The 22,693-nt window shown below is 59.4% G+C and carries 20 protein-coding genes, 1 pseudogene and 1 riboswitch; of the genes and pseudogenes, 10 read left to right on the top strand and 11 right to left on the bottom strand.

What is annotated here, in order from left to right:
- The first annotated feature begins 264 nt into the window (after positions 1-264).
- The 6 genes from rutA to ABJ99_RS15245 all read left to right on the top strand — a co-directional run bounded on the left by rutA (position 265) and on the right by ABJ99_RS15245 (position 5,353).
- Positions 265-1,347 (top strand): pyrimidine utilization protein A, encoded by a 1,083-nt coding sequence (gene rutA, locus ABJ99_RS15270; RefSeq protein ID WP_054086499.1) that lies wholly within the window; start codon positions 265-267, stop codon positions 1,345-1,347.
- On the top strand, positions 1,347-2,087 hold the full coding sequence (gene rutB, locus ABJ99_RS15265; protein WP_054086498.1) for a pyrimidine utilization protein B: 741 nt from the start codon (positions 1,347-1,349) through the stop codon (positions 2,085-2,087). Before rutA ends, rutB begins: the two co-directional genes overlap by 1 nt.
- 10 nt (positions 2,088-2,097) lie before the next feature.
- Complete coding sequence (gene rutC / locus ABJ99_RS15260; protein ID WP_005615273.1) at positions 2,098-2,481, top strand: pyrimidine utilization protein C; 384 nt, start codon at positions 2,098-2,100, stop codon at positions 2,479-2,481.
- A gap of 32 nt (positions 2,482-2,513) precedes the next feature.
- Positions 2,514-3,293, top strand: coding sequence for a pyrimidine utilization protein D (gene rutD / locus ABJ99_RS15255; RefSeq protein WP_054086497.1), 780 nt, complete (start codon positions 2,514-2,516; stop codon positions 3,291-3,293).
- A 27-nt stretch (positions 3,294-3,320) separates the two neighbouring features.
- Complete coding sequence (gene rutF / locus ABJ99_RS15250) at positions 3,321-3,875, top strand: NADH-dependent FMN reductase RutF (RefSeq protein WP_054086496.1); 555 nt, start codon at positions 3,321-3,323, stop codon at positions 3,873-3,875.
- A 290-nt stretch (positions 3,876-4,165) separates the two neighbouring features.
- Complete coding sequence (locus ABJ99_RS15245) at positions 4,166-5,353, top strand: HD-GYP domain-containing protein (RefSeq protein WP_007252614.1); 1,188 nt, start codon at positions 4,166-4,168, stop codon at positions 5,351-5,353.
- Positions 5,354-5,367: 14 nt separating this feature from the next.
- On the opposite strand, the pseudogene ABJ99_RS15240 reads toward ABJ99_RS15245, so the two are convergent.
- The 5 genes and pseudogenes from ABJ99_RS15240 to ABJ99_RS15220 form a co-directional block, all read right to left on the bottom strand.
- Positions 5,368-8,068 (bottom strand): annotated as a pseudogene (locus tag ABJ99_RS15240) (LuxR C-terminal-related transcriptional regulator).
- A gap of 228 nt (positions 8,069-8,296) precedes the next feature.
- Positions 8,297-9,661, bottom strand: coding sequence for a DUF1329 domain-containing protein (locus tag ABJ99_RS15235; RefSeq protein WP_054086555.1), 1,365 nt, complete (start codon positions 9,659-9,661; stop codon positions 8,297-8,299).
- 28 nt (positions 9,662-9,689) lie between these two features.
- The gene (locus ABJ99_RS15230) at positions 9,690-11,627 is read right to left on the bottom strand and encodes a DUF1302 domain-containing protein (protein WP_054086495.1); all 1,938 of its coding nucleotides are present in this window, start codon (positions 11,625-11,627) and stop codon (positions 9,690-9,692) included.
- Positions 11,628-11,937: 310 nt separating this feature from the next.
- Positions 11,938-13,620: a fatty acid--CoA ligase gene (locus ABJ99_RS15225; protein WP_054086494.1), complete on the bottom strand. Its 1,683-nt coding sequence runs from the start codon at positions 13,618-13,620 to the stop codon at positions 11,938-11,940.
- A 158-nt stretch (positions 13,621-13,778) separates the two neighbouring features.
- The gene (locus ABJ99_RS15220; protein ID WP_054086493.1) at positions 13,779-14,411 is read right to left on the bottom strand and encodes a LysE family translocator; all 633 of its coding nucleotides are present in this window, start codon (positions 14,409-14,411) and stop codon (positions 13,779-13,781) included.
- Between the two features lie 296 nt (positions 14,412-14,707).
- Here ABJ99_RS15220 and ABJ99_RS15215 point away from each other — a divergent pair, with 296 nt between their 5' ends.
- Positions 14,708-15,706, top strand: a complete 999-nt coding sequence (locus tag ABJ99_RS15215; RefSeq protein WP_054086492.1) for a class I SAM-dependent methyltransferase — start codon at positions 14,708-14,710, stop codon at positions 15,704-15,706.
- Between the two features lie 39 nt (positions 15,707-15,745).
- Positions 15,746-15,884: riboswitch (yybP-ykoY riboswitch) on the top strand.
- 69 nt (positions 15,885-15,953) lie between these two features.
- Positions 15,954-16,538 carry a TMEM165/GDT1 family protein gene (locus ABJ99_RS15210; RefSeq protein ID WP_007252605.1) on the top strand — a complete coding sequence of 195 codons (585 nt, stop codon included), beginning with the start codon at positions 15,954-15,956 and terminating at the stop codon, positions 16,536-16,538.
- A gap of 55 nt (positions 16,539-16,593) precedes the next feature.
- On the opposite strand, the gene ABJ99_RS15205 is transcribed toward ABJ99_RS15210, so the two are convergent.
- The 4 genes from ABJ99_RS15205 to ABJ99_RS15190 all read right to left on the bottom strand — a co-directional run bounded on the left by ABJ99_RS15205 (position 16,594) and on the right by ABJ99_RS15190 (position 18,706).
- The gene (locus tag ABJ99_RS15205) at positions 16,594-17,412 is read right to left on the bottom strand and encodes a M48 family metallopeptidase (protein ID WP_054086491.1); all 819 of its coding nucleotides are present in this window, start codon (positions 17,410-17,412) and stop codon (positions 16,594-16,596) included.
- 187 nt (positions 17,413-17,599) lie between these two features.
- Complete coding sequence (locus ABJ99_RS15200) at positions 17,600-18,229, bottom strand: SOS response-associated peptidase (protein ID WP_054086490.1); 630 nt, start codon at positions 18,227-18,229, stop codon at positions 17,600-17,602.
- Between the two features lie 34 nt (positions 18,230-18,263).
- Positions 18,264-18,524, bottom strand: a complete 261-nt coding sequence (locus ABJ99_RS15195) for a putative signal transducing protein (RefSeq protein ID WP_007252602.1) — start codon at positions 18,522-18,524, stop codon at positions 18,264-18,266.
- Positions 18,524-18,706: a CPXCG motif-containing cysteine-rich protein gene (locus tag ABJ99_RS15190; RefSeq protein ID WP_054086489.1), complete on the bottom strand. Its 183-nt coding sequence runs from the start codon at positions 18,704-18,706 to the stop codon at positions 18,524-18,526. The genes ABJ99_RS15195 and ABJ99_RS15190 overlap by 1 nt, the downstream gene beginning before the upstream one ends.
- A 106-nt stretch (positions 18,707-18,812) precedes the next feature.
- Between ABJ99_RS15190 and ABJ99_RS15185 the strand changes: the two genes are divergently transcribed.
- Both ABJ99_RS15185 and ABJ99_RS15180 read left to right on the top strand, forming a co-directional pair.
- Positions 18,813-19,976, top strand: coding sequence for a 1-acyl-sn-glycerol-3-phosphate acyltransferase (locus ABJ99_RS15185; RefSeq protein WP_054086488.1), 1,164 nt, complete (start codon positions 18,813-18,815; stop codon positions 19,974-19,976).
- Between the two features lie 194 nt (positions 19,977-20,170).
- Positions 20,171-20,377, top strand: a complete 207-nt coding sequence (locus tag ABJ99_RS15180) for a hypothetical protein (RefSeq protein ID WP_007247878.1) — start codon at positions 20,171-20,173, stop codon at positions 20,375-20,377.
- A 110-nt stretch (positions 20,378-20,487) separates the two neighbouring features.
- Here the strand turns inward: ABJ99_RS15180 and ABJ99_RS15175 are convergent, their stop codons facing one another.
- Positions 20,488-21,171 (bottom strand): retron system putative HNH endonuclease, encoded by a 684-nt coding sequence (locus tag ABJ99_RS15175; RefSeq protein ID WP_259469607.1) that lies wholly within the window; start codon positions 21,169-21,171, stop codon positions 20,488-20,490.
- A gap of 35 nt (positions 21,172-21,206) precedes the next feature.
- Complete coding sequence (locus ABJ99_RS15170; RefSeq protein WP_054086487.1) at positions 21,207-22,562, bottom strand: AAA family ATPase; 1,356 nt, start codon at positions 22,560-22,562, stop codon at positions 21,207-21,209.
- Positions 22,563-22,693: the final 131 nt, after the last annotated feature.

Below are 22,693 nucleotides of genomic sequence, written 5' to 3'. Positions count from 1 at the left end.
TGAGCGGGCATCTTAACGGGCGCAGCTGTTTTGTCGATACGGATCAAGCGCCGTACCCGCCCTGCCCTATCAGCGTGCGCGCTGCACAAACCAAGTGCTCTTATTCAGACCAATTGGTCTGAAACAGACGACATAAATTCTTAACCCCTTGAATAAAAACGACAAAAAAATATGGCCCGCTAAATGCAAACCACTCGATGCAGGTAAGGATTCACGTGCCGCCAGCGGCATTGGCTCGCATCGACTAACGCAAAGAGGCCTTATATGGACATCGGTATCTTCATCCCCATCGGCAATAACGGCTGGCTGATTTCCAGCAACGCGCCGCAATACATGCCGACTTTCGAGCTGAACAAGCAGATCGTGCAGAAGGCCGAGGGCTACGGCTTCGACTTTGCGTTATCGATGATCAAACTGCGCGGCTTCGGCGGCAAAACCGAATTCTGGGAGCACAACCTGGAATCCTTCACGCTGATGGCGGGCCTGGCGGCAGTCACCAGCAAGATCCAGCTGTTTGCCACTGTCGCGACCCTGACCATCCCGCCCGCCATCGCAGCGCGCATGGCCTCGACTATCGACTCGATCTCAAACGGGCGCTTCGGGATCAATCTGGTGACCGGCTGGCAGAAGCCCGAATACGAGCAGATGGGCCTGTGGCCCGGCGACGAGTTTTTCCATACGCGCTACGAATACCTGGCCGAATACGCTCAGGTACTTCGCGACCTGTGGGCCACTGGCAGCAGCGACTTCAAGGGCGAGCATTTCAGTATGCAGGACTGCCGCGTCAGCCCGCGCCCGCAAGCCGACATGAAGCTGATCTGCGCCGGTCAGAGCGAAGCCGGCATGGCGTTTTCGGCGCAATATGCCGATTACAACTTCTGCTTCGGCAAGGGCGTGAACACCCCCGTCGCTTTCGCACCGACCGCACAGAAACTGATCGAAGCCAACGAAAAGACCGGGCGCAACGTCACCTCCTGCGTGCTGTTCATGATCATTGCCGACGACACCGATGAAGCCGCACGGGCACGTTGGGAACACATCAAGGCAGGCGCCGACGAGGAGGCCATCGCCTGGCTGAGCGAAAAAGGCGCGGCCGACAAGAGCGCAGGCTCGAACCTGCGGCAGATGGCCGACCCGACCTCGGCGGTCAACATCAACATGGGCACGCTGGTGGGCTCCTGGGCCAACGTGGCGAAGATGCTCGACGAAGTCGCCAGCGTGCCGGGCACGCAAGGCGTGATGCTGACCTTCGATGATTTCGTGAAAGGGGTTGAAGATTTCGGCCAGAAAATCCAGCCGCTGATGACCAGCCGCGCGCACATCACCCAGCTCAAGGAGGTGGTGTGATGAATGCTCCGGCAACCGTTGCAGGCGTCGACCTGCCACTCGATCAGCAACCTGCACGCGAGTTGCCTGCGCGTCCGGAAGCGCTGCGCATGAAGCTCGGCGAAACGGCGCTGGTGGTGGTCGATATGCAGAATGCCTACGCATCGCCGGGTGGCTATCTGGACCTGGCCGGGTTTGATGTCAGCAGCACCGGGCCGGTCATCGCCAACATCAAGCGGGCGTGTACTGCGGCACGCGCGGCAGGTATTCCGGTGATTTTTTTCCAGAACGGCTGGGACCCGGCCTATGTCGAAGCCGGTGGCCCCGGCTCGCCTAACTGGCACAAGTCCAACGCCCTGAAAACCATGCGCAAGCGCCCGGAACTCGAAGGAAAGCTGCTGGCCAAGGGCGGCTGGGACTATCAACTGGTCGACGAACTGACACCACAGCCCGGCGACATCGTGGTGCCGAAAACTCGCTACAGCGGTTTCTTCAATTCCAGCTTCGACAGCGTGCTGCGCAGCCGTGGCATTCGTAATCTGGTGTTCACCGGCATCGCCACCAACGTCTGCGTCGAGTCGACCTTGCGCGACGGCTTCCACCTGGAATATTTCGGCGTGGTGCTGGCCGATGCCACCCATCAGGCAGGCCCGGAATTCGCGCAGCAAGCCGCGCTGTTCAACATCGAAACCTTCTTCGGCTGGGTCTCCAGCGTCGATGACTTCTGCACCACTTTCGCCCCTGTCGGGCACACTTCGTGAGGACATCAGCATGACCAAGAAAGCGATCATTCCTGCCGGCACCACCAAGCCCATCGCCCCGTTCGTGCCGGGCTCCATGGCCGACGGCGTGCTCTACGTCTCCGGCACCCTGCCGTTCGACAAGGACAACAACGTGGTGCACGTCGGTGACGCGACTGCACAGACCCGTCACGTGCTGGAAACCATCAAAAGCGTGGTCGAAACCGCTGGCGGCACGCTGGACGATGTAACGTTCAACATGATCATGATTCGCGACTGGGCCGACTACGCCAAGGTCAACGAGGTGTACGCCGAGTATTTCGCGGGCGAGAAACCGGCCCGTTATTGCATCCAGTGCGGCCTGGTGAAACCCGAAGCCCTGATCGAAATCGCCAGCATCGCCCATATCGGCTGAGCACTGATCTCAAACCGCTCCGGAGAACGCGCATGTTCCATGAAATCCATCGCTGTCAGCATGCCGATGCGTCGCTGCTGGTGCTCAGTTCAGGGTTGGGCGGGTCCAGCCGTTACTGGGCCGATGACCTGGCCGTGCTGACCCGCGACCATGACGTACTGGTCTACGATCACGCAGGGACCGGGCGCAGCCCTGCAGTGCTGCCGCCGGATTACTCGATCCGGCACATGGCCGTCGAACTGCTGACCCTGCTCGACGCGCTGGGCATCCAGCGTTGTGATTTCATGGGCCATGCGCTGGGCGGGCTGGTCGGCCTGGAACTGGCGCTGTTGCGTCCTCACTTGCTGCAACGCCAGATCCTGATCAACGCCTGGAGCAGCCCGAATCCGCACAGCGCGCGCTGTTTTTCCATTCGCAAGCAACTGCTGTTGAACAGCGGGCCGCAGGCCTATGTGCAAGCACAGGCGCTGTTTCTTTATCCCGCTGACTGGATCGCCGCCAACAGCGCCCGCCTGGCCGATGATGAAGCCCATGCGCTGGCGCATTTCCCGGACACCGACAATCTCCTGCGGCGTATCAATGCGCTGGAGAGCTTCGACATCGAAGCGCAATTGAGCCAGATCGACACACCGACGCTGTTGATTGCCAACCGCGACGACATGCTGGTGCCTTGGCAGCAATCGCTGCATCTGGCCGAAACGTTGCCGAATGCCAGGCTGGAATTGCTGGACTACGGCGGCCATGCCTCCAGCATCAGCGACCCGCCGCCGTTTCGACGCGCGGTGCTCGATTTTCTCAACGCTCGCTCCTGAATGCCTATTCCTGAAAGGACTCTTGCCATGCGCACCCAGACTCAACCCTCAAACCCGAACAGCCCCATTTTGCCCGCCGACAGCGCAGCGGTCAGCCAACTGGCCTTTCGCGATGCGATGTCCAGCCTGGCGGCAGCGGTCAACGTCATCACCACCGATGGCCCCGGCGGGCGGGCCGGGTTTACCGCCACCGCCGTGTGCAGCGTGACGGATCAACCCCCCACCTTACTGGTCTGCATCAACCGCTCGGCGTCGGTTTACGACACCTTCATCGGCAATGGCACGCTGTGCGTCAACACGCTGGATAACAGCCAACAGGCCCTGTCCAACCTGTTCGGCGGCAAGACCGCTCAGCAGGAGCGTTTTGCTGCAGGCCAGTGGCTTACCGGTGTCACCGGCTCGCCCATACTGAACGGCGCAAAACTGGCCCTCGACTGTCAGGTAACCCGCTCCGTGAGCGTCGGCACGCATGACATTCTGTTTTGCGAAGTCGTGGATATCCGGCACCAGAGCGAAACCGACGCACTGGTTTATTTCGGTCGCCGATACCACAGCCTGCCAGGCACACCGACAGTGGTCTGAGAACACAAAGCGCTCAGGCGTAACGACCGTGTCAGAAAACCTTCAGAGCCTCGTTCCGTGGACACTGTCACGAGGCAGCTGCCGGGTTGTTGACGCGCAACAAATAGACATGATTTTTCCACTGGCAGGCCCGTATACTGGCATGACGAGATCGGGATGATCCTTGTAGTCAGTGAGGTGAAATCATGTCGATCGGTACACCCTGCACGCTGCTGGTGTCTGCCGGCAATCTGCCGCATGCCCGTTGCTCTCCTCCGCGTGCGTTCATGTCAATGCGTGGGTGACTGAGCATGTTGAAAAAGATCCCTGTCGCCCAACTCGCCCTCGGCATGCATATTCATAAATTCTGCCGCTCATGGACCAATGACCCGTTCTGGATCGGTCTGGTCGAAGTGGTCCTTGAAGACGTTGATGTGCTCAAACGCATTCAGCAGTCGGATACCCGGGAAGTCTGGATCGAGACCAGCAAATACCGCGCGGTCACAGCACCTGCAGCACTCGAGCCTGCGCCGGCATCGCATGACGTCGCTCCGGCAAATCTGGACAAGGAAATCCTCCGCGCCCGGGTCATTTGCGGCCGGGCCAGAGAAGCCGTGATGAACATGTTCACCGAAGCCCGCATGGGACGGGCCATGGACGTCGACGATGTACTGCTGCTGGTCGAGGAAATCTCCAACTCGATTCTGCGCCACCCCCATGCGCTGATCAGCCTGTCACGCCTGAAGACTTCGGACGAATACACCTACATGCATTCAGTGGCGGTCTGTGCGCTGATGGTCGCGCTCGCCCGACGCATGGGCATGCCGGATGAACAGATACGCGAAGCGGGTGTGGCGGGGTTGATGCACGATGTCGGCAAGATGATGATCGACCCGGAAGTGCTCAACAAACCGGGCCGGCTGACCACTGAAGAGTTTGTGGTCATGAAAGCCCATCCGGAACTGGGTCTGAAAATCCTCAAGGAAAACCAGCCGGTGGCGCCGGCGGTCATGGACGTTTGCCTGCATCACCACGAAAAGGTCGATGGCTCGGGCTACCCGCACGGCCTGGAAGGCGATCAGATCAGCATCTTTGCCAGAATGGGTGCGGTGTGCGATGTGTATGACGCCATTACCTCCGACCGGCCCTACAAAAAAGGCTGGGGCGTCGCCCATTCGATTCGCGAAATGGCCTCGTGGAAAGGCCACTTCGACGAGGTCGTGTTTCAAAGCTTCGTCAAAACCGTGGGCATCTACCCTATTGGCTCACTGGTACGGCTGGAAAGCGGACGGCTGGGCGTGGTGATCGAGCAGAGTGAGAAGTCGCTGCTCAAGCCGAAAGTGAAAGTATTCATGTCGGCACACACCGGCAAAACCTTTGCGGCGCAGATTATCGACCTCGAAGGCTCTGTAGAGCGTGATGCCATCGTGAAAATCGAATTACCGGCCGACTGGGGTCTGAACGATATCGACACGCTGTGGGCAGGCAAAGCAGGCTGATCGCCCGCCCCCTCTCAGCCCAGCAAACCGAGGATTTTCGCCCTCGCCACCGCCTGAGTCCGCCGCTCAACGCCCAGCTTGCTGTTGATGTGACTGGCGTGGGTCTTGACGGTGTGCAGGGAGATAAACAGTTGCTCGCTGATCTCCTGATTCGAACAGCCTTGGGCAATCAGTTGCAGCACACCCAGCTCTCGCACGCTCAGGCAATCGTTGCCATGCGCAGGCTCCGGCAAGGCGGGCGCAGTGCAGGGCGGAAGTTTTTCCAGCAAGGCATCGCGCACCTTGCCGGGTGGTGCCTGGAGCAATTGTTCGTGCAACCACCGGGCATGCTCGCCCAGCAAAACCCTGAAGGGCAACAGCGCGCCTCCGGCGGCGACCGGCAAACAACGCAGCAACAGGTTCCGCGCCTCATCCTGCCGCGCCTGCCCCAATAACAATCCGATCTGTTGAGTCATGGCGATCAGTTGCAGCAATTGCGAACCGACCTCCTGCGCGCGCTTTTCCAGTGCCTGCAAACGCTGTTCGCTGGCCTGACCCTCGCCTTTCAAACGCTCGAGCATGGCCCGCTGCAATTCAACGTGTTGCGGCAGCTGCGGGTGACACTCCGGGGCCGCAGCGCAGCAGCCAGGCTTCGGCCAGGTCGATGCGCCCTTGCGCCAGCCACAACTCGCATTTCACCAGGGTAAGCATGCCCAGGTAGTAAATCGGTGGCACGTCCCAGATGTGCATCAACCTCTCGGCTTCGGCAAGCTGCGCAAACGCCTCGGCAAAGCGACCGGCACAGCCCTCCATCGTGGCGATCAGGCAATGCCCGATCAGCACACTGATGTCACGGCAGGCGCGTGCTTCGGCCAGACCGGCGAGGACCAGTGCCCGACCTTCGTCGACCTGCAGGCGCAACGTCAGCAGGTAGCCTTCATACAGCGTCAGACGCGCGCGAACGGCGTACAGCCTGCCGCTTGACAAGCCTTTGAGCCGCTGCTGCCCCTGACGCACTTCTTCCATCGCCCGAATGATTTCGCCACGCGCTTGCAACGCTCTGGCCCGGTCGTAATGCGCCAGCGCCTCGAACAGCGGATTGGCAACCCGCTGCGCCAGTTCGAGCGCGTCCCGGTTCAGTACCTTGGCACGCCACAGATCCCCGTTGGCAATCGCCAGGTTGGCCAGCGTCGACAGGCAGACCAGCCGCTGGCCATAGCGTTTTTCCGGCAGCGTGAGCAGCGCCTCACGGCAACAGCGCTCGGTTTTTTCGCTGTCGCCACGCCCGCGGGCAATGATGCCGCTCAGCGCCAGCCATTGGGCGAGCATGGATTTCTGTGCGGTGGCAGACGGCGCAGGCAGGAATCGGCTCAACTGACTGGCCAGCTCTTCAGCGGCGTCCAGCTGACAGGCCAGCCCCAGCGCCCATGCATACAGCACGATCAGGCGCGGAGTGCTGGTCAGCAGGTCGTCCGGCAGGTCCATCTTCCAGCGCAGCAACATGCCGACATTCTGCTCGGCCAGCAATTGCTCCTCGGAGAGGTTCTGCACCAGATTGGCGGCCACGTCCAGATGCCCGGCGCGCAAGGCGTGCTCGACCGCCTCGTCCAGCAGGCCCTTGGCACTGAACCAGCGGCAGGCATTAAGGTGCAGACGGGTGGGCTGCGGACCTGACGCCTGACGCGCACGCAACAGATCGGAAAACAGGTGGTGATAACGAAACCAGTGGCCCTGCTCGTCCAGCGGCACCAGAAACACCTGATGCGCTTTCAGGTAACGCAACATGTCTTCGCTGTCGTGACTGTCACGGGTGGCGTCGCACAGCTCGACGCAAAAGCGCTCCAGGCAGGCGGTGTCATAAAGAAATGCCTGAACATCGGCGGGCAGACAGTCGATCACTTCTTCGAGCAGGTACTCGCGAATCAGCGCTTCGCTGCCTCGCAACGCCTGCGGCAAGGCATTGCCATCGCCCGCTTCGGCGGCCGCCAGCAGCCAGAAGCGCAGCCCCGCCACCCAGCCTTCGCTGCGCACGATCAGGCTTTGCAAGGCCTCGCTGTCGAGCGAGCGACCTGGCTGGTCCAATACTGCGATGGATTCGGCAGGCGTCAGGCGCAGGTCCTGTTCGCCGATTTCCAGCACCTGACGCGACAGACGCAGACGCGCCAGATGCCAATCCGGCCGCTGCCGGCTGGTCACCATGACCACCAGCCCGACCGGCAGATGGTTGAGGAAAAACTGCAGACAGCGATCAAGCACCGGCCCCTGCGCCAGATGATAGTCATCGAGCACCAGCAACAGCGGCTTGCTCAGCATCAGATGCATGGCCAATTCGTCGAGCAAACCTTCGAGCCATTCTTCGAGCGCAAACGGCTGATGACGCTGACGCATCTTCAGCAGCCCCATGGCCTGGGCGCCCAATTGCGGAAAGAACTGCTGAAGGCCGGCAAGCAATCGCTCAAGGAAGCGGCCCGGATCACCGTCCCGAGCACTCAGGCCCAGCCAGACGTTCTGCCACTGACCTGGCAAACCCTGACAGAACTCCACCGCCAACGAGCTTTTGCCAAACCCGGCCGGGGCGCAGACCAGCAGCAAACGACCGCTCAAGCCTGCGTCGAGGCGCTGACACAGGCGCGAGCGGAGAACGTAGCCCTCGGGCAGCGGTGGACGAAAGAATCGACCTTCCAGCGCAGAAATTGCGCTGTCTGCAAACCCTTGCATACGGGACAGATCGGTCATGGCCGGCTCGTGTGGAAATCATTGGTTCAGCGTCGCGATGCTCGGAGACTAGCGGGTAAATCTCCACCTTTGACAGTTCATCACGGAAAAGACTGTAACAAAATTCCTACAGCTTATAAGACCATTTCCTACGAGTGAAAAAGCCCCAATCAAGGGGCTTTCATGCGAATCAACAGCTATCGGTCTGCGGTATGTATCAGCCGACGCTAAACTCGTGTATTCAAGGCTTCAACGCACGCCTTCCTGACGCAACGCGTTAGGCGAGAAGTCGCTGGTGCCGGCCGTGAAGCCGAACTCGTAGGCCCTCTTCTCTTCGTTTTTCATGCCAAGGGCCACGTAGCGACCGGATTGCAGGTCGTAGAGGGTCTCCACGGCGTACCACGGCACTTGTTTGTCGTAGTAGTTTTCCGAGTGCGCTTCGGCGACCCGCCACAGCTGGCCGCGCCCGTCGTAATGGTCGATGACCGCCGCCTGCCAGGTGTCTTCGTCAATGAAGAAGTCGCGCTTGGCGTAGATATGCCGCTGGCCTTCCTTGAGTGTTGCGGTCACGTGCCAGACGCGGCGCAGTTCATAACGGGTCAGGTCCTGGTTGATGTGACCGGCCTTGATGATGTCGGCGTATTTCAGCGTCGGGTCGTCCAGCTTGTGGCTGTTGGACGCGATGTACATTTCCTGCTTGCCGATCAGTTTCCAGTCATAGCGATCCGGAGCGCCGTTGTACATATCGAGGTTGTCGGACGTCCGCAGACCGTCGGAGGCCGTACCGGGGCCGTCGTAGGAAACCTGCGGCGCACGGCGCACGCGGCGCTGACCGGCGTTGTACAGCCAGGCCGAGCGCGGTTCGGCCACTTGGTCCAGGGTTTCATGCACCAGCAGCACGCCACCGGCCAGCCGCGCCGGAGCGGTCACTTCCTGCTTGAAGTAAAACAATATGTTGCCCGGATTCTTTGGATCGAAATCCCTCATCTTGTCGCGGAACACGAACTGATCGGAGAAATACACCAGGCTGTACGAGCCATTGGCCTGCGGCGTCGCCTGAGTGACCAGCCGCTTCACGCTGCCGCCGCGGTAGCGGGTGATGTGGTTCCAGATGACTTCGACGCCGCTGGCCGGAATCGGAAACGGAATGGCCGTGTCGAAATTCTCCAGACCGCTGCCGCCACCGACCAGCTTGGTGGAGGTCGCGTTTTTCCTGACCGCGGCAAACACTGCATCCGGCACCGTGGCACCGCGATGGGTCGGGTACACCGGGATCCGGTAGCTGTCCGGATAACGCTTGAACATCGCGTATTGGCCCGGTGCCAGCTTGTCTTTGTACTGCTCGACATTGGCCGCCGTGATAATGAATAGCGGCTTTTCACTGGCGTACGGGTTGGCAAGGAAACCCTTGCTGTCGACCGCGCCGGCATTTTTCGGCATCGGGGTCCAGGCAGAGATCGTGTTGGCCGCATTACCGGCCTTTTCTGCCCCCATCGGAGTCAGGGAGGTGCCCAGCTTTGCCGCTTCGGATTCGGAAACTGCCGCCATCACCCCGGTCGCCAGCAACGACATCCCCAGTACACTGGCTTGCAACAGACCTTTTGTTATTTTCATGTTCATCGTCATCCTGAAAACCATGCTCTTAGAAGTTCATGCCGAAGCTGAGCGCTACGAAATCCCGGTCGTCCACCGTGGTGTACTTGCCGTCGAAGAAGTTGGTGTAGGAAAGGTTCGCGGTGTAGGTGTTCTGGTATTCGGCATCGACCCCCAGACTGACCGCCTTGCGACCCTCTTCGAAGTTGCCGCCTGGGCCAGGTGAATAGCCTTTGACGTCATGCGACCAGGCCACGCTCGGACGCAGGTTGATGCCGGCGAACACGCTGTTGTAGTCCCAGATGGCACGACCGCGATAACCCCACGAATTGGCCGTGGTGAAGCCGTCGTCTTCGCAGTAGCGGGTCAGGTTGTTCTGCTCTGCGCCGGTCAGCGTGCCAGCGTTGAGGGTTGCGCACTGGCCGCCCGGCAATGGACCCGGGCCATACACCGGGTCGCGGCCGTAGCGGATTTTCGACGTGCTTTCGAGACCGCCGACGTGAGTCCAGCCCACCTCGCCCACCAGGGTCAGACGCTCTGCGCCCATGACCTGATCGAAAAACTGGGTGAACGTGGTTTGCAGCTGTGTGATTTCCTTGCGGCGATAACCCGGCTGGTCGGTGTTCGGCCGTCCGCTCAACAACGACACGTTGGGGTTGAGCGGCGAAATGCCCGAGTAGAGGATGTCGGTGGTGTTGACCTGTACCGGCGCGTTGGGACGGTAGCTGATCTCGCCGCTCCACGCAGTGCCGGTAGGCAATGTGGTCGAGAAGCTCAGACCGTACAGACGAATGTCTTCGGGGTATTCGACGTAATAACTGGAGTTGCCTGCCACCACGACGGGCAAAAGCGTCGGCGCCAGTCGTGTCGCGGTGGCGACCGGAATCCCGTTGCGCACCAGCGAACCGACCAGCCCTTGCGGACTGAACGATGCAGCCGAACCGCCGCGTCCACTGAAAATCGGCGCGCGGCTATGGTAGTTCATCATGTACGCGCCAAACTCGGTGTCCAGCGGCTCGTAGTTGTAGCGCATGGCGAAACCGAACTGACCGCTGTCGCGCGCATCGCGATCACCGCCACGCCGCACCACTGCGCCCTCGTCCGGGTTGCCGAACACGACGCCCTGCTGCGACAGCGAGTTGAAAATCGCCCCGCGTGCGCCTGCTGGCAGGCCGGCGGCGGCCAGCGAACTGTTCAGGCCGCTGCGACTGCGCAGCACCGCCAGGTTGCTGTTACAGCCATCAGCGATCACATCCGGCTGCGAAAAGAAGGTGCCGCAGTTGTCGACGACGGTCTGGTCCCATTCCAACTGGTAGAAACCTTCGGCAGACAGGTTGTCGGTCAGGTTCTGCGATACGTAGAACATGTTGACCGGAATCAGGCCTTCCTTGATTTCCGAGCCGGGACGCCTGAAGGCCGACACATCGACCGGGTTGACGCTGTTGATACCGCCCTGAATGAAGGTACTTTCGCCCCAACTGATGACCTGCTTGCCAAAGCGCACGGCGCCGGGCTGATCAGCAATGGCGTAGTTGTGATAAACGAACGCGTCGAGCAACTGGAAACCGGACGATTTGGCGCCCTCTTTGCGGCCCGAGTCGCTAATGTCCTTGAACTCGCGGTTTTCATCTTTGAGTTCAAAGTCGTACCAGTATTTGCCACGCAGAAACACACCGGTGTCGCCGTACTTCAGCTCCAGGTCATGAATGCCCTTGAAAATCTTCGAAAACGTCTCCCCGCGCTTGAAGTTCAAGTGACCGTCATCGGACGTCTGAGACAGGCCACGCCCGCCGTTGTTGGCCCCGATCAGGTTTTTGTTGGGGCTGGCCGTCGACCAACTGGCGCCCACCGACAGCGAAGAATCGAAACTGCCTTCGATTTCACCGACGTTGAAGGTCACGCCGAAGGCCGGTCCGGCCAGTGACGAAGCAAGACTCACGGCCAGAGGCAGCTTTGCCCGCCGCCAGAACAGGGTTGTGGTAGTCATCGATGCTACTCCGTGTGTTTTATTGTTATGGCAGTGGAAAATCCAGAAAACCTTCAGTCATAGAATCAACGCTCACGCCAGGTCCGCGGTGCCTCATTCCCTGTGGCGACTATAGCCAGCAGACTTCGTCACTTGATCCCTCTAAAGGGTGATTTGCAGGACCAACGCCTCTGGCCCGCTCGTTTTCGAGCTGCTGCGCGAAAAAGCTCAGGCGTGGAGAATGGCTGAAACTGGAAATTTGGCAAGTCGCAGAGCAGGACCTGCGGCGCAGACGCTTGCCGTACCCGACGGGCACGGCAAGCGTCGATCTTCAAAGTGTGGAAAGAAACGCGCTGTTGCTGTTTTGCCACTCGACGATGTCCAGCCGCATGCGTTTTTTATCGAGCTTGCCGACGCTGGTTTTGGGAATTTCAGTAACAAGCGCGATCTGGCTGGGAATCGCCCACTTGTTGATCTGACCTTGCTCGACAAAAGGCTTGAGGTGTTCCTTCAATTGCTGCGCGTCGAACTGATGACCGTCACGAATCACCAGCAAGGCAAACGGCCGCTCGCCCCATTGCGGATCGGCAATGCCGACCACGGCCACTTCGCGCACAGCCGGATGGCGGCTGCAGAGGTCTTCGAGCTCCAGTGACGAAATCCACTCGCCGCCGGTCTTGATCACGTCCTTGATGCGGTCACGAATGTCGATAAAGCCCATGTTGTCCAGCGTGGCCACATCACCGGTATGCAGCCAGCCACCAGCCCACAGTTCGGCACCTTTCTCAGGCTCGCCAACATAGCTTTCGGTCAGCCACGGCGCGCGCAGCACCAGTTCGCCCTGGGTTTCACCGTCGGCCGGCAGGAAGTTGCCCTGCTGGTCGATGATCGCCGCCTCGACCAGCATGCCGGGAACACCGGCCTTGATTCGGTAGGTAATGCGCTCGTCTTCGCTGCCGGCTTTCAGTTCTTCGTTGATGTGCGCCACAGAAATCAGCGGTCCGGTTTCCGACATGCCGTAGGCGGCGGTGAGCTGGATGCCCTTGGCCTTGGCCGCCTGATAGAGGCTGCGGGTCAGGGCGCTGCCACCAATGATGATCTTCCAGCCGCCGAAATCGGTACCCTGCGCGCCTTTGGCGTTGAGCAGCATTTGCAGGATGGTCGGCACGCAGTGCGAAAACGTCACTTTTTCTCTGCGCCACAATTCGACCAGCAATTCGGGTTCGTAGCGGCCGGGATAGACCTGTTTGAGCCCGAGCATGGTCGCAGCATACGGAATGCCCCAGGCGTGCACGTGAAACATCGGCGTGATGGGCATGTAGACGTCGTCGGTGCCCAGCAGCCGGGTGCTGTCGATGGAACCCATGATGGTCGCCAGGCCCAGGGTGTGCAGAACCAGTTGCCGATGGGTGAAATAGACACCCTTGGGGTTGCCGGTGGTGCCCGTGGTGTAAAACGTGGTCGCGACCGAATTCTCGTCGAAGTCTTCGAACGTGTAATCGGGGCTGGCAGCCGCCAGCAATTCTTCGTATTCGCCGACCAGATTGGGCAACTCGGCAGTTTTTTCCGGCTGATCGGTCAGCAACAGGGTCTTTTCGACCGTGGTCAGGTGTCCGGACATGGCCTGATACAAGCCGACGAACTCGCTGTTCACCAATACAAGACGATCATCCGCGTGATTGATGGTGAAGGCGATCTGCTCCGGAGACAGCCGGACATTGACGGTGTGGATCACCGCACCAATCATCGGGATCGCAAACATGCATTCCAGGTAGCGGTGGCTGTCCCAGTCCATCACCGCCACGGTATCCCCGGCTTTCACGCCGGCGGCGGTCAGTGCGTTGGCCAGGCGACAGATGCGTTCGTTGAGCGTCGCATAGGTGAAACGGACAGCATCCCGGTAGACGATTTCGCGCGTCCTTTCATAACGACGGCCGGATAACAGCAGGCTTTTGATCAGCAGAGGATACCGGTAAGCGCCATCGGCAGGCGGCAGAACGCGAGTCTGTAACATAGGGGTCCCTTTTCAAAGTCCACAGGCGAGGCTGGAAATATGGACGCTAGCGCCCTGCTCTGCCAATCAAATACCGTGAAATCGGCGTTAAGATTGACGCCTCGCCATGCGCTCGCCCGACAAACAGGTAGGTAAAAGCCTCGTTCTGCCCACTAATTTCAGCGAACTTCGGTTAATGCGAGTTTGATACCTAATGCGACCAACACGCCGCCCATGGCCCGATCGAACCAGTGGCCCATGCGCGCAAAGCCGGCACGAACCCGCGCCTGGCTGAACAAGCGCGCCACCAGACAAAACCAGGCCGCCGTAGCCAGCGCCAGATACACGCCATACCCGGCCTGCACCGGCAATGGCGTATGCGGGTTGATCACCACGGTGAACAGCGAGAGGAAAAACAGCGTCGCTTTGGGGTTCAGGCCGTTGGTGACGAAGCCACTGATGTAAGCGCCCTTTGCGGTGCGCTCGCCAGCCATCTTCGTGGTCGCCGCTTCGTCGCTCGTCGCAGCCGGTCTGGCGCGCAAGGCCTTGATGCCGATGTACAGCAAGTACGCGGCCGCCGCCCATTTCAGCGCATTGAACAGCACGATCGACTGGGAAACGATGATCCCGATCCCCAGCAGCGAATAGCCCACATGCAGGAAAATGGCAGAGCCAACGCCCAGCGCCGCCCAGGTACCCGCCTTGCGCCCATGGGTGACGCTTTCGCGCACCACCACCGCAAAGTCCGGCCCGGGACTGGCGACGGCCAGCAGGTGGATCAGCGCAACGGTGAGAAATTCTGCCCAGTACATGTGGGGCCTCCTGGAGGGGTGACGTCAGACCTGGCAGATTACGCTGTCTGATGCCTTCGCAAAAGATGCCGGCATTTTGCGACGCTGGAGCGCTCAGCGTCATACATACGCTCCGATGAGCCTGGGAAAAGGGGCTTAAACCGCAGTCATGGCGTGCATAGATCACTGTGTGTGAGCTTGCTCACGAAGACGTTGGTCCAGACGCTCCTTATTCCAGAGCTGTGCTGACCCCTTCGCGAGCAAGCTCGCTCCCAAGGAGGCCATGTTAGACTCCGCGCTTTTTCAGGAGCTCATCCATGGACCCGCGCAGTGAAGTGTTACTCCGTCAGCCCGAGTTGTTTCAAGGCTCGCTGTTGTTGGTCGGGCTGCCTGCCGATGACCTGCTCGGAAAACTGCCGAATGCGCGCGGCTGGTGCTGGCACGCGGGCGATCAGGCGGCGCTGGATGCGCGCTTTGAGGGGCGCGTGGATTTCGGCGTCGAGGCTCCACAGACTGCCTTTGACGCGGCCGTGCTGTTCCTGCCCAAGGCCCGCGACCTGACCGATTACCTGCTCAATGCGCTGGCCTCTCGGCTGGCCGGGCGCGAGCTGTTTCTGGTCGGCGAGAAACGCGGCGGCATTGAAGCCGCAGCCAAACAGCTGAGCCCGTTTGGCCGCGCCCGCAAACTCGACAGCGCCCGGCATTGCCAGTTATGGCAGGTCACCGTCGAAAACGCCCCGCAGGCCGTCACGCTGGAAAGCCTCGCCAAACCGTACCGGATCGAATTGCAGGACGGCCCGCTCACGGTGGTCAGCTTGCCGGGGGTATTCAGCCACGGTCGTCTTGATCGCGGTTCGGCGCTGCTGCTGGAAAACCTCGACAAGCTGCCAAGCGGCAATCTGCTCGACTTCGGTTGCGGTGCCGGTGTGCTCGGCGCGGCGGTCAAACGTCGCTACCCGCACAACGAGGTCATCTTGCTGGACGTGGATGCTTTCGCCAGCGCCAGCTCACGCCTGACCCTGGCAGCCAATGGCCTGGACGCTCAGGTCATGACCGGCGACGGCATCGACGCTGCGCCCATGGGGCTGAACACGATTCTGAGTAATCCACCCTTCCATGTCGGGGTCCACACCGACTACATGGCAACAGAGAACTTGCTGAAAAAAGCACGCCAACATCTGAAATCAGGCGGCGAACTGCGTCTTGTGGCGAACAACTTTCTGCGTTATCAGCCACTCATCGAAGAGCACGTGGGCTACTGCCACGTCAAGGCTCAGGGCGACGGTTTCAAGATCTACAGTGCCAAACGCTCTTGAAAATAAGCGCTTGCCGAAACGTTTTTGCGGAGGCAGAATCCGCTCCGTCCTAGGGGAGTAGTCTCCCACGAGCGCCATGCTCGTCCGGCACGTATCAACATACTTGGTCCTCAGACCATGGTACGTGCGACCCGGAATCCGCTCAGACGGATCGGTGGTTTGACAAGACCTATGACACGAACACCTTACCCGGGGCGGGAAGGCTGTACGTGTCATAGCCGTGTCGACCCGCCCCTCAGGAACCCTGATGCTGGAATCATTCCTCGTCCCTACCGCCGTCGTTGCGCTCGCCGAAATCGGTGACAAGACGCAGTTGCTCGCGCTCATTCTCGCCGCCCGTTTTCGCAAGCCCTGGCCGATCATCGCCGGCATTGTCGCCGCAACCCTGGCCAACCATGCTGCGGCTGGCGCGGTCGGTGCGTGGTTCAGCACCTTCCTGTCCGATGCCGTTCTGCACTGGATTCTCGCCGCCAGCTTCACGGCCACGGCGCTGTGGACGCTGGTGCCTGACAAGATGGACGACGACGAGGCCAGCACCACGCGTAAGTTCGGCCCGTTCATGACCACCCTGATCACGTTTTTCATTGCCGAGATCGGCGACAAGACGCAGATCGCCACCGTGATGCTGGCAGCGCAGTATTCCCATCTTTGGCTGGTCATTATCGGCACCACACTGGGCATGTTACTGGCCAATGTGCCGGTGGTGCTGGCGGGTAATTTCGCGGCGGACAAGTTGCCGCTGACGCTGATCCGTCGCCTGGCGGCCTGCGCGTTTTTTGTGCTGGCGCTGGTGGCGGTTTACAAGGCAATGCAAGTCAGCGGCTGGGTGTGATGATGCCCTGTAGCGATGCGGTCAATGCCGCAGCGCTACAGTGGCTTTCAGCCGATCAGGATTTGGCGGCTTTCTGATACAGGGGCATGACTTTGGGAATCGCAGCCTGCAACGAGGAGATGCGGCTTTCCGAAGCGGGGTGAGTGCTCATGAATTCGGGCTGCGAACCACCGGAATTCCGGGTCATTTTCTGCCATAGAGTAATGGCTGCATTAGGGTTGTAACCGGCGCGAGCGGCCAATTCCAGCCCCAACAAATCCGCTTCGTTTTCGTTGCTGCGGCTGTTAGGCAGCGTCAGACTGTAATTCACGACGGTATCGGCCAGCGCCAGGCTGTCCTGCCCAAGACCCAACAAGGCGCCAGCGCCCTGCTTGGCCATGGACACACCGTACGCCTTGGACATCGCTTCACGGCCATGCTCACGCAAGGCATGGGCGATCTCGTGGCCCATGACCGCAGCGAGTTCATCGTCGGTCAGTTTGAGGGTGTCGATCAAACCGGAAAACACGAAGATCTTGCCACCGGGACCACAGTTGGCGTTCAGCTCATCGCTCTTGATCAGGTTGACTTCCCACTGCCATTGGGCCGAGTCAGGCCGCAGTTTCGGTGCCTGAGCAATCAGTCGGTCGGCGATTGCGTGGACACGCTTGGCATTCGCGCTGGTGGTGTCGAGCATACCTTTGCTGGTCGCTTCTCCCACTGTCTGCTGGTAGGACTGGGCATACATTTTGTTGACTTCATCCGTAGAGAGCATGCTGAACATGTACTGCTTGCGCTCGACGCCCACTGAATCGCCGCTCGTGGTGTTGACGGCCTGACACCCGCCGAGCAGTAATGCAGCGCTCAAGGCACAGAGGGCAAATGACTGACGCATGGTGGATCTCCTTGTGGGTAAAGACGGTCTTTGTCGGGGCAGACTTCTGCGCCAGCCTTCCCGCCGATCGTTATCGCGAGCGGGCAAGAGGCAACGGGCTGCCGAAGGTATGTTCAGTTTGTATCAGAAGTACTTCAGACCGGATATCGGATTTGCTCAGGGCGGCATTTTTATCCGGTCTGACCGTTTAACTCAATGGCGTCAGGCACTCTGGCGCATTAAGTTTCGGGTCGTTGACCAGATTGGCCAGCGGACGCTCTCTCAACGTGCTTTGCGGGGCAGCGAGCAAGGCTTGCAGCGTGGACAGTGGTGTGTCGGCTGCCAGCCAGTTTTTCTGGCCCTGGGCGTCCAGAATCAACGGTCGGCGCTGGGTCGCAGCGGCCTGGGTGACCACCGCCACGCTCAGGTAGGTATGGCCCTGCACCGGATAAGCTTCCCAGATGGCGGCAAAAAACAGGGCCGCGCCCTCGCCCGGCGTCAGCCAGAACGGGCGTTTGCGCACCGTGCCGCGCCACTCATAAAAACCATTGGCGGGAAGCAGGCAGCGCCGATGGGCGAACGCATCACGGAACATCGGCTGTTCGACCACGGTTTCGGCACGCGCATGAGCGGGGGTTTTCGACAGGTCGGTGAGCCAGGCGGGCGTCAATCCCCAGCGGGCGCGCACCAGTTCGATACCTTGATCGTTTTCAGCGGCGCGCATGATCAACACCCAGTCGGCTGGCGAGATGTTCCATTGCGCCTGTTGATCCGCCGGAAAACCGGGCAAGGCTGCAAAGGCAGGAGTCCAGCGAAACAGGGCGTAGCGTCCACACATGGGGGTTAATCAGACTCTTTCGAAAGGTGCTGATTCAGCACACAAGTACATCGGGAAAATCATCCGGCTCATCACCGGACACGGGTGAGGCGCTATTGTACGCAGTGATCAGTTCTCGCGCCCGCACCACCTGCGCATCGTTTACCTTGAGCGCCAGCAACCCCAACCCCGGCAGCTCGCCCATGGCCCCGAGCAGGTCACGACCGGCCAGATGCGCCTCGATACCTTCACTGGCGAGCATCGCTTGCAGCAGCTCGGCCTCCAGCAGGTTTTCCGGCTCGTAGACTTTCTGCATCACTCATTCTCGCTGCGAACGTCCAGGTGCCACTCTTCGCCATCGGTCTTCAGCTCGAAAACAATCGGGCGACAGCAGACCGGACAGTCTTCAATGTACTGTTGATCGCCTCCGGAAAGGTCCAGTACCGCTTCGACGGGTTCGCCGCAATAAGGGCAGTCGTAACTCTCTAATTCCTGCATCACGGTCTCCGGGATCAGTTATGCGTATAATTGCCGCATTCTTCAGAAGGCTGTTTTAACAAATCCGTCTTCTTTTTACCCTATCCGTTTCCGACAAGAGAGCATGATGGGCGAATTCGATGCCATCCGACCTTACAACGATGCAGAAGTCCCGGCCGTTCTGGCACGTCTGCTGAGCGACAAAGCCTTTCTCGCCATTCTGACCAAATTCCGCTTTCCGCGCCTGGCGAGCGCTTTCGGCTGGATTTTGCAGCCTACCCTGGCGCGCAAGCTGCGCCGCGAGTTCGCCGGGATCGACTCGGTCGCGAGCTTGCAGGACAAGGTCGAATATTACGTCGACCACACCATCGAGCGCGCCACGGACGGAGTGACCTACACCGGTGTCGAACAGTTGAAGTCCGGTTGCGCCTACCTGTTTCTGGCCAACCATCGCGATATCGTGATGGACCCGGCGTTCGTCAACTATGCCGTGTACCACGCCGGCCTGCCTACACCGCGCATCGCGATTGGCGACAACCTGCTGCAAAAGCCGTTTGTCAGCGACCTGATGCGCCTGAACAAGAGCTTCATCGTGCATCGCTCGATCATCGGGCGACGCGAGAAGATGGCGGCTTATCAGCTGCTGTCGGCGTACATCAATCACTCGATCACCAAGGACTGCCAGTCGATCTGGATCGCCCAGGCCGAGGGTCGCGCCAAAGACGGCGATGACCGTACCGAGTCGGCGATCCTCAAAATGTTCCATATGAGCCGCAAGGACGAACCGTTTGGTGACGTGATTCGCTCGCTGAACCTGATTCCGGTGTCGATCAGCTACGAATACGACCCGTGCGACAGCGCCAAGGCCCGTGAGCTGTATATTCGCGCCACCACAGGTTCGTACACCAAGACGCCGGGCGAAGATGACGTCAGCATTGCGCTGGGCATCACCGGCTACAAGGGCCGCGTACACGTGAACTTCGCGCCGCCGATTACCGAGTATTTCGAAGACACCAAGCAACTGGCAACCGAAATGGACCGGCAGATTCTCGGTGGCTATCGCCTGTTTCCGGTGCATTACCTGGCGTACGCGCAATGGAACGATGCCGATCCTGAGATAGAGGTGCCAAAGGCCGAGGCGCTATTCCCGGCCGATGAACTGGAGCGCGCCAAAGACGAATGGGAAAGCCGCCTGGCAGGCGTTCCGGTCGAGCATCGCGCGTTCCTGATCCAGCAATACGCAACGCCGGTGCGCAACCAGTACCGCGTCAGGGCCGGATTAGTGCTTTAAAGTGTCTATTCGCACGCCTGTCGTGCCCATGCTCCAGCGTGCGCATGCAGTTCTGGACGCTCCGCGTCCAGCCTTGGCGGTGTACCGGAAACATCCTGCACAAAAATACCCTGCCGCTGTCACCCAAGCGTAACGCAGCGCCTGCATTGTGTGGCTCCTCAAGAAAACGGACTTCACTCTTTTTGGAGCTTGTCATGCTGCATGCAAAAAATCAGGATCGCCTCTATCTCATGGCCCAAAGCGATGAGCAGCAAGAGTTGATCGATGGCCTGGCCTTCAACGTTCAGGACCGCCACTGGCTGGTCTATTGCGCACTGGGCGGGCATGTTCACCATGATCTGCCAGATCTGGATCAGGACACCGGCTTCAGCTTTCTGGATTTTTATCAGCAGGCGGCTTGAGCCCGCAGCGGCCGTCAGCCAGCCATCAGAAAGCAAAAAGCCCGGCCCCTCAACAAGGGCCGGGCTTCTTTATCACTTTGCCGCTATTACAGAATGATTGGATCGAGTTGTTAGCAGCGACCGGCCTCTTGAGCAAGGACCTCTTCAGCAATACCCCCGAAAAAATTCCGGGTAATACTGAAAAACTGACTTAAACTCGCACCCACAGGAATGAGATCAATCCCCGCCAGACAATGCAGACTCATATCTTGATCAACATGGTCTTCAAAAAGTGTTTCCAACTCATCCCACCAGGATTGCCGCAAGTCCTGGAGATAAGGGCTGTTAAGGTTTAGCAGGTCGATGGTGTACCCAGCTCGGTCAACTTCATCCAGTGTCAACCCGTCAGCAGGCACCACACGGCCGTCAGACAAATAGGCGAAGAAGCGCGAGCAGTCGGGCATGTGACACGAGACGAAGCGAGCCATGTCGACCCCTTTCGACTTACCTGACGCGTGCCCACCAAATACTTCGGCGCCTTGTATCTTCAACACCTCCAGATCGCTCTGACTGTCCAGCGCGCAGGCAGCGAGGTTGTTATAGTCAAAAGTCCGCTGAGGGTGTTGGCTCTTGTTTTCGACGTGTTCTATATGGAAACTCAGGCCAAGCCGGTCAGGTCGAATTTCGCTGTAGCAACACAATCCGTACTGCTCCTCCAAAAGACAGCCCAGTACCTGAGCCTTGTAGCCAAAACTACTCCACCGGCTTGTAGAGGTGTCGCTGGTAGTAGGCGGGCTGCAATGTGAACGGGCCAACTGATAAGGTCCGCTTCCCCGCTTGTGTACTGACCTCATCCCTTCAATGCCTTCTGCCGCTTTATACTGCGCTGCAGGCGCTGCAGCTGAGGGTGTTGCTCAGTTAGAGCCTCCGTTATCTGCTGCATCAGCAAGATCGCCTGTGGTTCGTTGTAGCGACCTTTGTCCACCCATTCTGTGAGTTGTAGCAGGCCTGGCTTTTCATCCACCGGAGGCTGCGGATCGACCTGCATCACGCTTCGCAGCACGCTGTTGCTCGGCTCACCGTAGGTCATGGCAAGGGGCCGGGACGCAATCAAACGCCCTTGGGCATCTTTGCCGATTACACGAATGTTTTCACGTCGGACCGTGCTCAACACCTGCGGACTGTGTGTGGTGACAATAAACTGCATGGCGGGAAAAGCCGCACGTAATGAACCTACTATCGTCTGTTGCCAGAAGGGATGCAGGAACATATCCACTTCATCAATCAAGGCGATACCTGGCGTTTGCAAGGGTGCCAGCTCGCCGAGGTGCGGGTTGAGTCTGCAGGCACGAAAAGCGAGGTCCGCAACCATGGCGATCGTGTTACGCAGCCCATCGCTAAGCATTTCGACAGGTAAAATCCCCTGATCCGGATGGTGCATGACCAGTTGTTGTTGATGACTGGCACTGTATTCCAGTCTGTGCCAGCCCGTAGGAGCCTTGATCAACCTGTCGATGGCTTCTTTGACAGCTGAGATGATTTTCTCAAAGCGCTGCCCGGCATCGGACATTTCTTCGCCGCGCTCCAGAGCGATCAACTGAGCTTCACGGTAGCTACGGTACATCCAGATGTACCATGCAGTGAAGGTCTTGAAGCTAGATGAATAAGACAGGCAATTGAGGTATGCGGACGTTCTGGAGTACTCGCTTTTATCGAGTGTTGTCTGAGCCGCTGCCGAACTGAAGCGTCCCTCGAACCATAGCCTGGAAGTACCCAGGTAGGTCACCATTGGCAGAGTGACACGTGCATCGCTTCGCACACTGTCCTGAAGCGACTTACCATACAAAGTCAGCGCTTTCGATCCCGCATCGCCAATGGTGTTAGTGGACTTTTTCAAGCTGACGCGCTGCTGCAGCCAGCTACTGTCACCGGCGTTTTCCCACCAGACTCCTTTTGCCTCGATAACACTGGGTACCTGCGACTCCATATTGCCACTGCCGAACTGGGTCAGTCGCACATCTTCAATCTGGATAGTGGCGGATTTTCCTGTCTGGCCACCAAGATCAAAACCCTTGACGAAAGGCCACAGCGCCACTCGGGCGGCGTCAAGAATGGTGGTTTTTCCGCCTCCGTTGGACGCAATAAGTACGGTCAGATGCGGATCGAAATCGATCTCGAGTTCACCGAAGCAGCGATAGTTCTGCATTCGCAGTGTGTCGAGCCTCACAGTATTTTCTCCGGTTTCGTCATCTGGCCAAGCATATGGAAAACACCTTCCGTTGCGGTTGGGACAGCATACTAAATGCAAACCATAAAAAGGCGACACAAAGAGCGTAG

The organism is Pseudomonas syringae pv. cilantro, assembly GCF_001293775.1.
Lineage (GTDB): Bacteria > Pseudomonadota > Gammaproteobacteria > Pseudomonadales > Pseudomonadaceae > Aquipseudomonas > Aquipseudomonas syringae_P.
The sequence above is the reverse complement of the archived record's forward strand: the minus strand, read 5'-3'. Positions and strand labels throughout refer to the sequence as shown.